At 68.0% G+C, this 14396-nt stretch carries 14 protein-coding genes and 1 pseudogene; 7 read left to right on the plus strand and 8 right to left on the minus strand.

Annotated features, from left to right (window positions below):
* The first annotated feature begins 155 nt into the window (after positions 1-155).
* Both HYU53_08890 and HYU53_08895 read left to right on the plus strand, forming a co-directional pair.
* Positions 156-362, plus strand: a complete 207-nt coding sequence (locus HYU53_08890) for a hypothetical protein (GenBank protein MBI2221311.1) — start codon at positions 156-158, stop codon at positions 360-362.
* Complete coding sequence (locus HYU53_08895) at positions 359-1258, plus strand: hydroxymethylglutaryl-CoA lyase (GenBank protein ID MBI2221312.1); 900 nt, start codon at positions 359-361, stop codon at positions 1256-1258. The genes HYU53_08890 and HYU53_08895 overlap by 4 nt, the downstream gene beginning before the upstream one ends.
* Before the next feature lie 1751 nt (positions 1259-3009).
* Here the strand turns inward: HYU53_08895 and HYU53_08900 are convergent.
* The 3 genes from HYU53_08900 to HYU53_08910 form a co-directional block, all read right to left on the minus strand.
* The gene (locus HYU53_08900; protein ID MBI2221313.1) at positions 3010-3405 is read right to left on the minus strand and encodes a response regulator; all 396 of its coding nucleotides are present in this window, start codon (positions 3403-3405) and stop codon (positions 3010-3012) included.
* Between the two features lie 44 nt (positions 3406-3449).
* On the minus strand, positions 3450-3854 hold the full coding sequence (locus tag HYU53_08905) for a response regulator (GenBank protein MBI2221314.1): 405 nt from the start codon (positions 3852-3854) through the stop codon (positions 3450-3452).
* Positions 3855-3972: 118 nt separating this feature from the next.
* Entirely contained in the window at positions 3973-4161 is a 189-nt protein-coding gene (locus HYU53_08910) for a hypothetical protein (protein ID MBI2221315.1), read from the minus strand.
* Here HYU53_08910 and HYU53_08915 point away from each other — a divergent pair.
* Complete coding sequence (locus HYU53_08915) at positions 4160-4543, plus strand: VOC family protein (protein ID MBI2221316.1); 384 nt, start codon at positions 4160-4162, stop codon at positions 4541-4543. The genes HYU53_08910 and HYU53_08915 overlap by 2 nt on opposite strands.
* Before the next feature lie 77 nt (positions 4544-4620).
* Here HYU53_08915 and HYU53_08920 read toward each other — a convergent pair whose 3' ends face one another.
* Together HYU53_08920 and HYU53_08925 are read right to left on the minus strand one after the other, a co-directional pair.
* Positions 4621-6909 (minus strand): NADP-dependent malic enzyme, encoded by a 2289-nt coding sequence (locus tag HYU53_08920; GenBank protein MBI2221317.1) that lies wholly within the window; start codon positions 6907-6909, stop codon positions 4621-4623.
* Positions 6910-7120: 211 nt separating this feature from the next.
* Entirely contained in the window at positions 7121-9535 is a 2415-nt protein-coding gene (locus tag HYU53_08925; protein ID MBI2221318.1) for an ABC transporter permease, read from the minus strand.
* Between the two features lie 207 nt (positions 9536-9742).
* Between HYU53_08925 and HYU53_08930 the strand changes: the two genes are divergently transcribed.
* The 4 genes from HYU53_08930 (at position 9743) to HYU53_08945 (ending at position 11522) form a co-directional block, all read left to right on the plus strand.
* Complete coding sequence (locus HYU53_08930) at positions 9743-10423, plus strand: helix-turn-helix domain-containing protein (protein MBI2221319.1); 681 nt, start codon at positions 9743-9745, stop codon at positions 10421-10423.
* A 109-nt stretch (positions 10424-10532) separates the two neighbouring features.
* Positions 10533-10745 (plus strand): hypothetical protein, encoded by a 213-nt coding sequence (locus HYU53_08935; protein MBI2221320.1) that lies wholly within the window; start codon positions 10533-10535, stop codon positions 10743-10745.
* 40 nt (positions 10746-10785) lie between these two features.
* Positions 10786-11166: a fluoride efflux transporter CrcB gene (gene crcB, locus HYU53_08940; protein ID MBI2221321.1), complete on the plus strand. Its 381-nt coding sequence runs from the start codon at positions 10786-10788 to the stop codon at positions 11164-11166.
* Between the two features lie 11 nt (positions 11167-11177).
* Positions 11178-11522, plus strand: a complete 345-nt coding sequence (locus tag HYU53_08945; GenBank protein ID MBI2221322.1) for a DUF190 domain-containing protein — start codon at positions 11178-11180, stop codon at positions 11520-11522.
* A 41-nt stretch (positions 11523-11563) separates the two neighbouring features.
* On the opposite strand, the gene HYU53_08950 is transcribed toward HYU53_08945, so the two are convergent.
* From HYU53_08950 to rocD, 3 genes and pseudogenes are all read right to left on the minus strand, one after another.
* Complete coding sequence (locus HYU53_08950; protein MBI2221323.1) at positions 11564-11782, minus strand: hypothetical protein; 219 nt, start codon at positions 11780-11782, stop codon at positions 11564-11566.
* Positions 11783-11952: 170 nt separating this feature from the next.
* Positions 11953-13196: pseudogene (locus HYU53_08955) on the minus strand (GTPase).
* Positions 13196-14380: an ornithine--oxo-acid transaminase gene (gene rocD / locus HYU53_08960; protein MBI2221324.1), complete on the minus strand. Its 1185-nt coding sequence runs from the start codon at positions 14378-14380 to the stop codon at positions 13196-13198. The pseudogene HYU53_08955 and the gene rocD overlap by 1 nt, the downstream one beginning before the upstream one ends.
* Between the last annotated feature and the right edge of the window lie 16 nt (positions 14381-14396).

Consider the following 14396-nt stretch of genomic DNA (forward strand, 5'->3'; position numbering starts at 1 on the left):
CGTCCGAGCTCATCGTCACGGATGAGGCCGGCCGGCAGCGCCGGATTTTTGTGGCAGCCACAAAAGATCGGCAGTGGGCGTTCTGCGAAGGGGAGGTGTGGGAGATTGCAACCGCGGCGCCCGCGCCGCGGCGCCGGCGGTCGGCGGGCCATGAGATGCTGGCCGCGCCGATGCCGGCCACGGTCATCGGCGTGCCGGTTGCCGTCGGCGACCGTGTCTCCCACGGGCAGACCGTCGTGACGCTCGAGGCGATGAAGATGGAGCTGCCGCTCCGCGCCGCGCACGATGGGACCGTTACGGCTGTCAACTGCGGGCCGGGCGACCTCGTCCAGCCGGGCGTGACGCTGGTTGAAATCGAATGAAGATCACCGTCGTCGAGGTCGGGCCGCGCGATGGCCTCCAGAACGAAGCGTCACCGGTCACGACGGCCGACAAGATCGCGTTCGTGGACCGGCTCTCCGCGGCGGGGCTCCCCGTCATCGAGGTCTCCGCGTTCGTCAGCCCGAAGTGGGTGCCGCAGATGGCGGATGCCGGCGCGGTGTTCGCCGGCATCCGCCGCCGCCCTGGCGTGCGCTACACCGCGCTCGCGCCCAACCTGCAGGGACTCGAGCGGGCAGCGGCGGCGCGCGCGGACGACATCGCGATCTTCGCCGCCTCATCGGAGAGCTTCAGCCAGCGGAACATCAACCAGACAATCGGCCAATCGCTCGAGACGTACGCGGCGGTGTCCTCGGCGGCGCGCGCGCGCGGCCTGCGGGTGCGCGCCTACCTCTCCACGGCCTTCGGGTGCCCGTTCGAAGGAGCGGTCGATCCGGCGCGCGTCGCCACGCTCGTCGCGCGCCTCCTGGCGCTCGGCGCCTACGAGGTCGCCGTCAGCGACACGATCGGCGTCGCGCACCCGGCGCAGATTCGATCGCTGCTCCCGCGCATCTTCTCCGACGCGCCGGGCGGGCGAGTCGCCCTCCACCTGCACGACACCCGCGGCACGGCGCTCGCCAACGTACTGACCGCGATCGATCTCGGGGTCCGTACCTTCGACGCCTCTGCGGGCGGCCTCGGCGGTTGTCCCTACGCGCCCGGGGCGACGGGCAACCTCGCGACGGAAGACCTGATGTACATGCTCGACGGCCTGGGGGTCGAGACCGGCGTCGATCTCGACGCGCTGGTGAACGCGTCGCTCTTCATCGAAGAGAAGGTCGGCCACGCGCTGCCCTCGCGCGTGCTGCAGGCACGGAAGCGGTCAACCTACGGCGTCTAGCCGCCCCCTCCGTCAGCGCCGTTCCTGTGGCGCTGCTCTTGCTACGCACGCCATGGGGAGGCACAAGGCCTGAATGGCGCGCATGCCGCGGTTTGCGATCGTACTGATGGGCATAGGGTTGCTCAGCGCGTGCTCGAGGGAGGCGCAACAGGACGCCACACGGATCGCGTCAGCCGAGTTACAGAAAGCGCTCTCGCAGCGCGCGCCGGCGTACGTCACCGCTCACCACGACGGCGCAACGATCTGGAAGACCCTGCGGAAGTTCTACGCCGATCGGCGATATCAGCCGGCATGGATAGAGGGGACGCGCCCGCGGAAGCAGCTCGATGCGCTCCTCGGCGCGATTGACGGAGCCACGCGCGATGGCCTGGACCCTGAACTCTACGATCTGGGCCCGCTCTCGCACGCCCGCTCGCAGGTGCGCACGCGCCTGCTGGGCCCTGACGGCTTCGATCCGGAGGCGATCGCTCCGACCGATCTGCGCCTGACCGCCGCGTGGCTCGCCTATGCGAGCGACCTCGCCAACGGCGTCACCGTGCGACCGCATGCCGACCCGATGTGGCGGATCAAGCCGCGACCCATTGACCTGCTGCCCTCGCTGAGAGCAGCGGTTGACCACGGCACCGTTGACGAATCGCTGCGAGCGCTCGCTCCGAGTCACGACGAGTACCGGCGCCTGGCCGAGGCCCGCGAACGCTACCTGGCGATCGCGCAGGCCGGTGGCTGGCCAACGCTGCCGGCTTCGCTGGCGCTGAAGCCGGAACAGCGCAGCCCGCACCTGGCCGCCCTCGCCAGGCGGCTGGCGGTCACCGGCGACCTGCCGGAACGCTGCGCCGAACGTCCACCACAGTCCTACGATGCGGCGTTGCAGGATGGAGTCCGGCAGTTCCGCGCGCGTCATGGGCTGGCGCAGGAACCGGTCCTCACGCGCGAGACGGTGGCGGCGATGAACGTGCCGGTCGCGATGCGCATCCGGCAGATCGAGTTGAACATGGAGCGATGGCGCTGGTTTCCGCGGGACCTCGGCGAACGGCACATCCGCGTGAACGTCCCCGAGTATCACCTCGAGGTGTGGGAGCAGGGGCGCGTCATCCTGCCGATGAAGGTGGTTGTCGGCGCGAGCGACAAGCCGACTCCGATCTTCAGCGACACGATGACGACGATCGTCTTTGCGCCGTTCTGGAACGTGCCGTCGAGCATCGCCGCGGAGGAAACGCTGCCGGCGGTTCTGAGCGATCCCGGCTATCTCGAGCGCAACAACCTCGAGGTCGTCTCCACGTCGGGAGAGGTCGTCGATCCGTCGACGATTGACTGGTACGGGCACGCGTCAACCGACGAGGAGGGGAACGGCTTTCCTTATCGGTTCCGGCAGCGGCCTGGAACGGCGAATTCGCTCGGCCTGGTGAAGTTTCTCTTTCCGAATGATTTCGACGTGTACCTGCACGACACGCCGGCCGTCTCGCTGTTCTCGAAGAGCAACCGCGCGCTCAGCCATGGGTGCGTTCGCGTTGAAAACCCGGTGCGGCTCGCGGAGTACCTGCTCGGGAGCGATGCGCGATGGGGCGGCGGGAACATCCGGCAGGCGATGAACAGCGGCGAGGAACAACACGTGCGGCTGCCGCGGCCGGTTCCCGTGCACCTGATGTACTGGACGGCGCGCGCCGATGAAGGAGGCGCGGCGTACTTCTTCCGCGATGTCTACGGCCACGATGCGCGGCAGTGGGCCGACTACCAGGCGCGCATCAGTCGTGTCAAGAAACAGAAGGAGCGGCTGCGCGGGTCGGCCGCCGCTGACGCTTCGTCGAACGCTTCCGGCGCACCGGGGGCACGGCGTCGAGGTGGCGGCTCAGCTCGCTCACGAGCTGCTCGGGCAGACACGGCTTCGCGATGAACCCATCGCAGCCGGCCTCGGCGGCGCGGTGCTGCTCGGCGGCCATCGCGTGTGCGCTCAGCGCGACGACGGTCAGGTGCGCCGTTTCGTCATCCGTCTTGAGGCGTCGTGTCGCCTCCCAGCCGTCGAGGACCGGCAGCGACAGATCCATGAGAACAATGTCGGGGTCCAGCTCGCGCGCCTTGACGAGCGCCTCCTCGCCGTTTTCCGCCGTCTCCACGGCGAAGCCCGCAAACAGCAGGTACTCCCGGTACATCTCCCGCGCGTCCGCGTAATCCTCGACGAGGAGGACGACGGGTTTCAGGCGCGCCTGGCGGCCGCCAGGAGGCGGTTCATCTCGGCAATCACGATGTCTGGTGGACACGGCTTCACATACACTGCGTCGCAGCCCGCGCGCGTTGCGCGACCCGGCTCCGCGGCAAAGGACGCATACCCGGTGATCCCGACAATGGGAATGTGCTCGGTGCGTGGATCTTCTCGGAGCCGTTTGCACAACTGCAGGCCGTCGATACCCGGTATCGCCAGGTCCGTCACGATGATGTCCGGCTGAAGCTCAATCGCTTTGGCGAGTGCCTGGAGTCCGTTGTGCGCCTGCTCGACGCGGAAGCCGAATGACTGGAAGCCGGCCGCAAACATCTCACGGCCGTCCCGATCGTCCTCGACGAGCAACACGAGCGCCCCACGGTCGTGCGGCACGGCGTTCATGAAGCCAGCTCCTGTGCCGCAGTATATACGGAGCGATCAGGCGCCGGTCCACCTGCAATGCGGTCAACGGGTCGATTTTGATCGCCGCGCGCGCCGAGACCATAACCAAGCTCGACAGTCATCGCGCCGCGATCGCGAAGATCGCGAGTGTCTCGGTCACGAGCCGGCGCACAATGACGGACGGATCGCGGCCGGGCTGGCGCTCCCATGCAGATGGTTGCGGCTCGACGGAGGCCTGCAGCGGATCGCGAACGCTCATCGCCAGCGGGTGGCGATACGGATGTCCTGTTGAATGGGGGGACTTCATGACCGCAACGATCGGGGGGCTGTCACGCCTCCAGCAGATCTCGATGCGCGCGGTGGACGTACCGCGCGCCACCGCATTTTACCGCGACGTGCTTGGGCTGAAATTCCTGTTCGACGCCCCACCGGGCCTGGCGTTCTTCGACTGCGGAGGTGTGCGCCTGATGCTCGCGAGCGGCGAAGGCGAGATCGACCACCCCGGATCCGTCCTCTATTTCGCCGTGGACGACATCCACGCGATGCGGACGGCGCTCGGCGCCAGGGGTGTGAACTTCGTCCGGGAGCCTCACCTGATCGCGAAACTCCCGGACCGTGAAGTGTGGATGGCGTTCTTCCAGGACAGCGAGGGGAATACGCTCGCGCTGATGCAGGAAACACCCGTATAGGCTCAGGGCAGCAGTCACAAGGCACAAGGTCTGACCCTCGTGCCTGCTGCCTCGTGCCTCGTGCCTTGTCCTGTGAGTTACACGCCGACCTCCGCCGCCTCGCGGCGTCCGGCGACTGCCGGGATGAGCGCGGCGGCAATCGTCGCGGCGTTGACGATCTCGGTTGTGGTCGCCGTCGGCGGCAGCACGGTGATCGGCTGGCGCATGCCGAGCAGCACGGGCCCCAGCACCTCGGAGCGCCCGATGCGCCGCGCGAGCTGGTAGCCGATGTTGCCCGCGGCGAGGTCCGGGAAGACGAGCACGTTGGCATCGCCCTGGATTTGCGAGTGCGGGTGCTGCTCGCGCGCGATCTCGGGCGTGACCGCCACCTCGAGGTGCATCTCGCCGTCGATGGTGATGTCAGGCCGCCGCTGCCGCACGATCTGCACGGCACGCGCGACCTTCTCCGCGTTGGGATGGCGCACCGAGCCGAAACTGCCGAAGGCGAGCATGGCGACCTTCGGCTCGATGCCGAAGAAGGTGGCCGCGTCGGCCGCCAGCCAGGCGATCTCGGCCAGCTCGTCGGCGGAGGGCTCGATGTTGATCATCGTGTCGGCGCAGAAAAACTGCCGGTCCCTGAAGATCAGCAGGTGCCCCGCAGACAACCGCTTCACGTCGTCGCGCAGCCCGATGATCTCGAGCGCCGGACGGATCGTGTCGGGGTAGCGGCGGTCCAGGCCGCCGACAAACGCGTCGGCCTCGCCGGCTCGCAGCATCATCAGGCCGAAATAGGTCGGATCGGTCATCAGCTGGTGTGCCCGTGCCGGCGTGATGCCCTTCCGCTCGCGGAGCCGGTACAGCTCCGCCGCGTACTGCTCGCGCCGCGCGGAGCCGTTCGGCTCGATGATCTGGAACAACCGGGAGTCGAGCCCGAGCTGCTCCATTTCGGTCGCGATCTTTTTCGGGTCGCCGATGAGGATCGGCGTGGCGATCCCCTGGTCCGCGACGGCGCGCGCGGCGTGCAGCACGGAATGGTGCTCCCCTTGCGGGAAGACGATGCGGTGCGCCGGTGTCGCCTTCGCCTTCTCCACCATGAGCCGCACGACCTTGCGCGACGGCCCCAGGATCCGCTCGAGCGACTCGATGTAGGCGCTCATATCCGCGATCGGCCGCCGGGCGACGCCGCTGTCGATCGCCGCCTGCGCCACCGCCGGCGCCTCGCGCAGCAGCACGCGCGGATCGAACGGCTTCGGGATCAGGTAGTCGCGCCCGAAGCCGAGGGTCTCGAGCCCGTACGCCTTCAGCACGCCGTCGGGGACGTCTTCCCTGGCGAGGTCCGCGAGCGCGCGGGCCGCCGCCAGCTTCATCGGCTCGTTGATCGTGCTCGCGCGTACGTCCAGCGCGCCGCGGAAGATGAACGGGAACCCGAGGACGTTGTTCACCTGGTTCGGGTAGTCCGAGCGCCCGGTCGCCATGATGACGTCGCGGCGCGTGGCGATGGCCAGGTCGTACGCGATCTCCGGATCCGGGTTCGCCATCGCGAGCACGATCGGGTCGTTCGCCATGGTCTTCAGCATGTCGGCCGTGAGCAGGTCCTTCTGGGAGACGCCGACGAACACGTCGGCTCCCTTGATGGCCTCCGCCAGCGTCCGCAGCTTCGTCTCGACGGCAAAGCGTTGCTTGTAGGGGTTCATCTTCTCGGTGCGCCCCTTGTGGACGACCCCCTTCGTGTCGACGAGCAGCATGTTCTCGCGCCTGACGCCGAGCGTGACGTACATCTCCGCGCACGCGATGCCCGCCGCACCCGCGCCGACGAAGACGACCTTCACCTGGTCGATCTTCTTGCGCGCGATCTCGAGCGCGTTGAGGAGCGCGGCGCCAGAGATGATCGCGGTGCCGTGCTGGTCGTCGTGGAACACCGGGATGCTCATCTCGCGCTTGAGCGTTTCTTCGATGTAGAAACAGTCGGGCGCGGCGATGTCCTCGAGGTTGATGCCACCGAAGGTGGGCTCGAGCGCCTTGACGATCCGGACGATCTCCTGCGGATCCTTCGTGTTCAGCTCGATGTCGAAGACGTCCACGTCGGCGAAGCGCTTGAACAGCACCCCCTTGCCTTCCATCACCGGCTTGCCGGCCAGCGCGCCAATGTCGCCAAGACCGAGCACGGCGGTACCGTTGGTGACGACGGCCACGAGGTTGCCCTTCCCGGTGTAGCGATAGGCCGCCTCCGGATCCCGCTCGATGGCGAGGCACGGCCGCGCCACGCCAGGCGTGTAGGCCATTGAAAGGTCGCGCTGCGTCAGGCACGGCTTCGAGGTGACGACCTCGAGCTTTCCGGGACGCGGGAACTCGTGATAATCGAAAATGTCTTCGTCGCGCAGCAACATGACAGGGAACTCCTCCCGAGGTGCTTCGCAAGCACGATACCAGTGACAATCCCAGAAGACCGGTGGATTTACTGCGTCTTTTCGGCCGTTCGGCGGCGTTCCGCCACCGGCCGGCCGGCGGGAGCTGGAGGCGCCGGAATTCCGGCAGGCAGAATAAGGGGGACAGTCACACTTTCCGAAGCCGCGGCTTCGGAAAGTGTGACTGTCCCCCTTATAGAGCCACTGAGGGGCTCACCCTCGCGGCGCGCCACGCCGGCAACAGGCAGGCGGCGAGCGCCACCGCGCCAAGAATCAGTGCGACCAGCCCGTACACGGCCGGGTCGGTCGCCGTGATGCCGTACAGCTGCGCCTCGAGCGCGCGCCGCAACGCCAGCGCGCCGCTCATCCCCGCGGCAAAGCCGACGCCGACGACGACGAGCCCTTCGCGGACGATGAGCGCGAGGATGTCGCGCGTGGTGCCGCCGAGCGCGAGACGGATGCCGATCTCCTTCGTGCGCTGGGTCACCAGGTAACTCAACACGCCGTAGATGCCGATCGACGAGAGCAGCAGCGCCACGCCGGCGAACCCGAGCACGAGCACCACGGGGGTGCGGCGATCGGTCAGCGAGCGAGACATCCGCTCCTCCATCGAGTACGTCGAGTACACCGGCATGTCGGGATCGAGCGCCGCGACACGGGCGCGCAGCGCGGGCAGGAGCGATTCAGGACTGCCTGTGGTGCGGAGGGCGAACGTGACGTTTTCGGTTCCGGCCTGCGCGAACGGGAAGTAGTAGGCGCCGAACCGCCTGTCGCCGCCCACGAGCGCCTGGAGCTTGACGTTCTCGACGACACCGACCACCGTCAGCCAGATCGCGTTCGGTCCCGGAGCCACCAGGTCCTCCGCCGACCTCGGCAGATACAGGCGCTTGCCAACCGGATCGCGTCCCTTCCAGAAGCGCCGGGCCAAATCCTCGTCCACGATCGCCACGCGCGTCGACGTCAAGGTGTCGCGCGCGTCGAACAGCCGCCCCCTGACCAGCGCGATGCGCATCGCCTCGAAGTAGCCCGGTGAGACGAGGATCCGGTTTGGCGCGATGATCGACTCGCCGGGCGCCATGGCGTAGCCCTCGGCCAGGATCGCGCTGTCGGAGTAGCTGCCGCCGAAGGGAATGCTCGATGTGACGCCGGCGGCCTGCACGCCGGGCAGCCGCCGGACGTCATGCAGCGCGCGGTCGACAAAGGCGACGCGAGCCGCCTCGTTCCCGTAGCGCGAGGCCGGCATCGCCACCGACGCCGTCAGCACACCGCGGGGGTCGAAGCCCGGTTCGACCTCCAGCACGCGCTGGAAGCTCGCCAGCAGCAGGCCCGCGCCGACCAGCAGCAGGAAGGCGAGTGCGACCTCGGCGGCCACCAGCGAGTGCCGGATCGCGCGCGTCGCGCGCGTGGCCGTTCCCGACCTTCCTTCCTGGCGCAGCACCTCGTTGACGTTCGCGCCGAGAACGTGCGCGAGCGGGATGCCACCGGTGGCGAGGCCGACCAGCAGGACGAGACCGGCGGTGAACGCGACGGCCGTCGCGTCGATCGCCACTTCCCCGCCTCGCGGCAGGCCTTCGAGGCCGAGCGCCCTGAAGCCGCCGACCGCCCAGACTCCGAGGAACCAGCCGACCACTCCGGCGGCGCACGTCAGTACGATGCTCTCCGTCAGGAGCTGCCGCGCCATGCGCCAGCGGCCGGCGCCGAGCGCCATGCGCGTGGCCAGCTCCCGCAGGCGCACGGTCGATCGGACGAGCGAGAGATTGGCGACGTTCACGCAGCCGATCACCAGCACGAACGCGACCGCTCCCCAGAGCAGGTAGAGGACGCTCCGCACGTCACGCACCAGGTACTGTCGGAAACCCGTGGCGATGGTGCGGAACCCGGCATTGACGAGGACGTCGCGAAGCTCGGGGAATTTCTGAAGATTCGCGGCGTTCAGCGCATCGACCTGCGCCTGGGCCTGCTCGACGGTCGCGCCCGGCTTGAGGCGCCCCAGATACGTCCAGTTGTTGCTGTGCCGCGAGTCATCCGAGCGCTCCTGGGGTGTGAACCACTTGGGGATCCAGAGCTTCACCTCGTGATCGATGAAGCGAAACGACTCGGGCATCACGCCCACGATCGTGTACGGCTCGCCGTCGATGCGGAGATCGCGTCCGACGACGGCCGGGTCGCGCGCGAACTGATCGCGCCAGACTGCCGCACTGAGCACGACCTTGCGGTCGTGCCCCTGCTGCGCGTCCGCGTGGACGAGCGGCCGCCCCAGGTGCGGGTTCACGCCCACCAGCGCGAAGAACGACGGGGTCACGATCATCCCGCGCATGCGCTGCGGATTCCCGCGCTCGCCCACGTCGAACCCCATGACGCGATACATCGCCTGCTGGTCGAACGCGGTGATGGCCGCGAGGCGATCGAAATAGTCGGGGACCGCGGTGGACCCCTCCGGCGCCCCCGCTTTCGGGTAGCTGTTGTGCATCAGCACGAGTCGATCCGATTCGGGCACCGGCAGCGGATTGAGCAGGACGGCGTTGACCACGCTGAAGATCGCGATGTTCGCGGCGAGACAGACGCCCAGCGTGAGCACCGTGGTCAGGGCGAACGATCGTTCGCGCAAGAGGAGACGAAGGGCAAACCGGATGTCCTGCATGACACTAAGGGACGCATGCCCGGGCGAAAAAGTTCGCGCGGCCCTGTTCAGGTTCGCTTCGCCTTTTTGTAATCGCTGTGCAGAATCGCGTCGGCCGGTGACCACACGGCCGGCGAAATGGCGCATCTACGCCGCAAACCGGTTGGCAGACCTCTTGCTCCAAACAGCTCGGCCATGAGCGCACGCGACCGCTTCGGACCGAACCTGCGCCGCATCCGGGAACAGCGCGGCATCTCGCTCGAACACCTCGCCGACCGCACCAACGTGGACGTGGAACTCTGGGCGGCGCTCGAACGGAACGATGTCTCGCGCTGGCCGTCCGGCATCTTCGCGCGCGCGTTCATCCGCGAGTACGCGCGAGCGATCGGCATGGATCCCGAGAGCACGGTCGATGAATTCTGCCGGTGCTTCCCGAACGGCGACCGCCGGCGCGGGCACATTCTCCGCGCCGAGGCGGAGCTGCTGGGGCTCGAGTCCGAGTGGCAGGAGGATCTCGTGGAACCGCTCGAGGATCGGCGCCGCGCGCCATCCGCTCCGGCGGCGCCGAAGCCCGACTCCGGCCGTGAGTCGCTGCTCGCGCGGCGTTCCCGGCTCGCGGCTGCCGGCCTGGACCTCGTGGTGGCGGCGGCCGGTGGCGCGCTCGTCGCGCGGGCCGACGACGCGCCGATCTGGCCGGTGGTTGGCGCCGTTGCCCTCGCGTATCACACGATCGGGCTCATCTTCCTCGGATCGACCGCCGGGTCCGCGGCTGTTTCCCTGTGGCTGCGCCACTCGGCGGGCGCCGAGCTCAAACGCATTCCGCCGGTTGCGTTCCCGCGGCTGCGGCGGCATGCCCGCGCCGCCGCGCGCTCATAGGTGTGCGGACGGCGCGCGACCGCACGCACACGCCCGTCCAGAGGTCTCGAAACCCCCGTAAAACCGCGAGGCGCCGGGCGGCCCAACCGTTGCAGTACTTCGGTACGCTATGGTCTGGTTTCTGGAACGCAACGACGATGTCATGGCCTGCGAGGTCCGCAAGGCGCCTGACGGCACGTTCGTGTACGAAGTCACGGTGTCAGGCGGGCAGACGCGAGTGCGTCGCTTCGACCGTCCCACCCCCTTCATCGACGGGTATCTCCAGGAACAGCAGGATTTTCGGCGCCAGGGCTGGCGCCCCCGGCTGCTGACGATGCGCTAGGCCGTTCGGCCGCTTTCGCCTTCCTGTTACGATAGCAGGCATGCTCTGGAGGCATGTCGCGCTCGTGGCGCTCGGCGGCGCCATTGGCTCGGCGTCGCGATATCTGCTCGCCGGTGCCGTGCACCACGTCGCTCCCTCCACCTTTCCCTACGGAACGTTCGTCGTCAACGTGATGGGCTGCCTCGCGTTCGGTCTCCTCGCGGGCGTATCGGAGGAGCGTGCCCTGGTGCTGCCGCCGGTACGCGTGTTCCTGCTCGTGGGGATTCTTGGCGGCTTTACCACCTTCTCGTCGTTCACCTACGAGACGTTCTCGCTGATGCGTGACGGGCAGGCGGGCGCGGCATTCGCCAACGCCGCCGGGCAGGTGCTGGCCGGATTCGCCGCGCTCTGGGCGGGCTACGTGCTGACGCGCATCGGCTAGCGAGGTTCAACGTGTCGATTCCAACCGAGGGCAAGCTGCTCCGCATCTTCATCGGCGAAAGCGATCGGTGGCATGGCAAACCGCTGTACGAAGCGATCGTCGAAGAGGCGCGCCGCCGCGGGCTCGCCGGGGCGACGGCGTGGAAGGGATTCATGGGATTCGGCGCCCACAGCCGGATGCACACCGCGAAGATTCTTCGCCTGTCCGAGGATCTGCCGGTGCTGATCGAGATCGTGGACTCAGCGGAGAAGATCGAGGCCTTCCTGCCGGATCTCGACGCGATGGTGACCGAGGGGCTGGTCACCCTGGAGCGCGCCGAGGTCATTCTGTATCGGGCCCCGCAGCAGCCCCGTTGAGAGACGGGCCGCTGGGACACGGGAGTTCGCCGGGAGAAACGCTACCGGCACTCCTCGTTCGAGCAGCAGCAGCTGTCCGCGCGGTCGCGGGCCTGCCAGCGCTCGCACGTGCGGCACACCCGGGTATCCGGGATCGGACGGAAGCTGCCCGACGAGCGGCAGCTCCAGGGATAGTCCCACGCGTCGAGCCACTGCGGTGCGGCCAGGAACAGGGTCGCCTCAGCCCAGCGGCACTGCTGCACGTTGCGATCGATCTTCATGCGAACGACTCCCCGTGACCCACCCGGGTTCGCAAGCCCAGTACCGCGCGGATTTCGGCAGTAATCCGCGCCCCGGGGAGCCCCCCCGGGCGAACACGCCGGAATCCCGGCAGGCGCCCCGATTATCCTCCAGATGCCAGCCCGGCACGCATCAACGTTCGGGCCCGGCGTCAGGCGACCGCCGGGACGCGCAGCCTGGCGTTCATGAGCTCCGCCAGGTCCGGCTGCCCGATCTCCTGCAGCTCGTAGCGAACGCGCACCGTCGGCTTCTCGATCTTCAGGACCCGGGTCAGGTCGATCGGGGTGCCGATCACCACGACATCGCACGGCACCGTGTTGATCGTCGCCTGCAGGTCCGCGATCTGTTCCTCGCCGTACCCCATGGCCGGCAGCAGCGTGCCGATCTCCGGGTATCTCCGGAACGTCTCGGTGATCGTGCCGACCGTGTAGGGCCGCGGATCGACGATCTCGCGCGCCGGCCGGCAAGGCGATCGGGGTGGTCCAGGAACACCGGGGAGGCGGCCTCCACGATCGGTGCGTCCCTGTTGACGCGGCGGATGTTCTCGCGCAGCCGGTTGACCGAGTCCAGGTCCGCCGAGTCCACCTTGTTGATCACGACCACGTCCGCCATCCGGAGGTTGGTCTCCCCTGGGTAGTAGGTCAGCTCGTTTCCCACGCGGAGCGGATCGGTCACGACGATCGCGAGATCCGGTTTGTAGAACGGCGTGTCGTTATTGCCGCCGTCCCAGATCACGACGTCCGCCTCGGCCTGCGCCTGCTCGAGGATGGCGCGGTAATCGACCCCGGCGTAGACGATCGTGCCGCTGACGATGTGGGGCTCGTATTCCTCGATCTCTTCGATGGTGCAGTCGTGCCGCTTCAAATCTTCGAGCGTGGCGAAGCGCTGGACCCGTTGCTTCGCGAGATCCCCGTACGGCATTGGATGCCTCACCGCCGCCACCTTCAGCCCGCGGCCGCGCAGCAGCGCCGCGACCCGGCGCGTCGTCTGGCTCTTGCCCGAGCCCGTCCTGACGGCGCAGACCGACACGACCGGCCTGGTGCTTTTAATCATCGTGGTCGTCGCCGACAGCACCTTGAAATCGGCGCCTGCCGCGTTGACGAGCGACGCGCGGTCCATGACGTAGTTGTAGGCCACGTCGCTGTAGGCAAACACCACTTCGCTGACGCCGTGCGCCCGGATGAGCGCCTCGAGCTCGCTCTCGGCGTGGATCGGGATGCCCTCCGGATAGAGCCGGCCCGCCAGCCCCGCGGGATACCGGCGGTCGTCGATGTTCGGGATCTGCGTGGCCGTGAACGCGACGACCTCGTAGCGGTCGTTGTCACGATAGAGCACGTTGAAATCATGGAAGTCGCGCCCGGCGGCGCCCATGATGATCGTCCTGGTCCGCTCCATCACAGCACCTTCCGCAGTTTGTCGACTGCCCAGTCGATTTCCTGTTTCGTAATCACGAGCGGCGGCGCGAGGCGAATCACGCGGTCGTGGGTTTCCTTGCAGAGCATGCCTTCGCTCTTGAGCCGCTGGCAGTAAGGACGCGCGGCGCCGTGCAGCTCGATGCCAATCCAGAGCCCGCGCCCGCGGATCTCTTTCACCGCGTTCGACTGAATCGTGTGGAGCTGCTCGAGGAGGTACGCGCCGAGCTGGGCGGAACGCTCGACGAGGTGCTCGTCCACCAGCACGCGCAGCGCCGCGCGGGCGACGGCGCACGCCAGCGGGTTGCCGCCGAACGTGCTGCCGTGGTCGCCCGGCTTGAACACGCCGAGCACCTCCTTGCGCGCGAGGACGGCGGACACGGGGTAGAAGCCGCCGGAGAGTGCCTTGCCAACGATGATCGCGTCGGGTTCGATTCCCTCGTGCTGGTACGCGAAGAGCCGGCCGGTGCGGCCGAGGCCCGCCTGGATCTCGTCGGCGATGAACAGCACGTTGTGCTCGCGGCACATCTGCTCCGCCTGCTTCAGGAAGCCGTCAGGCGGAATGACGATGCCCGCCTCCCCCTGGATCGGTTCGACGAGAAACGCGCACGTGTTGGGGGTGATCGCCTCCCGCAGCGCGTCAGCATCGCCATACGGAACGACGCGGAAGCCGGGCGTCAGGGGGCCGAACCCCGCGCGGTACTGCTCGTCGGTCGAGAAGGAGATGATCGCAATCGTCCGGCCGTGGAAGTTGCCGGCGCAGACGATGATCTCCGCGCACCCGTCCGGGATGCCCTTGACCGTGTATCCCCACTTGCGCGCCGCCTTGAGCGCGGTCTCCACCGCTTCGGCGCCCGAGTTCATCGGCAGCGCCATGTCCATTCCGGTGAGATCGTGCAGGTCCTTGCAGAGCAGCGGCAGCTGATCGTTGCGGAACGCGCGCGAGGTCAGCGTGACGCGCCTGGCCTGCTCGACGAACGCCGCGAGAATCCGCGGATGGCAATGCCCCTGGTTGACCGCCGAGTACGCGGCGAGGCAGTCCAGGTATTTCTTCCCGTCGACGTCCCATACCCACGCGCCCTGGGCGCGCTCGACGATGACGTCGAGGGGGTGGTAGTTGTGCGCGCCGAATTCCTCTTCGAGACCGATGTAATCGACCGTCTGCATGGGGACCCCACTGGTC

This window comes from Acidobacteriota bacterium, from assembly GCA_016184105.1.
GTDB lineage: Bacteria > Acidobacteriota > Vicinamibacteria > Vicinamibacterales > 2-12-FULL-66-21 > JACPDI01.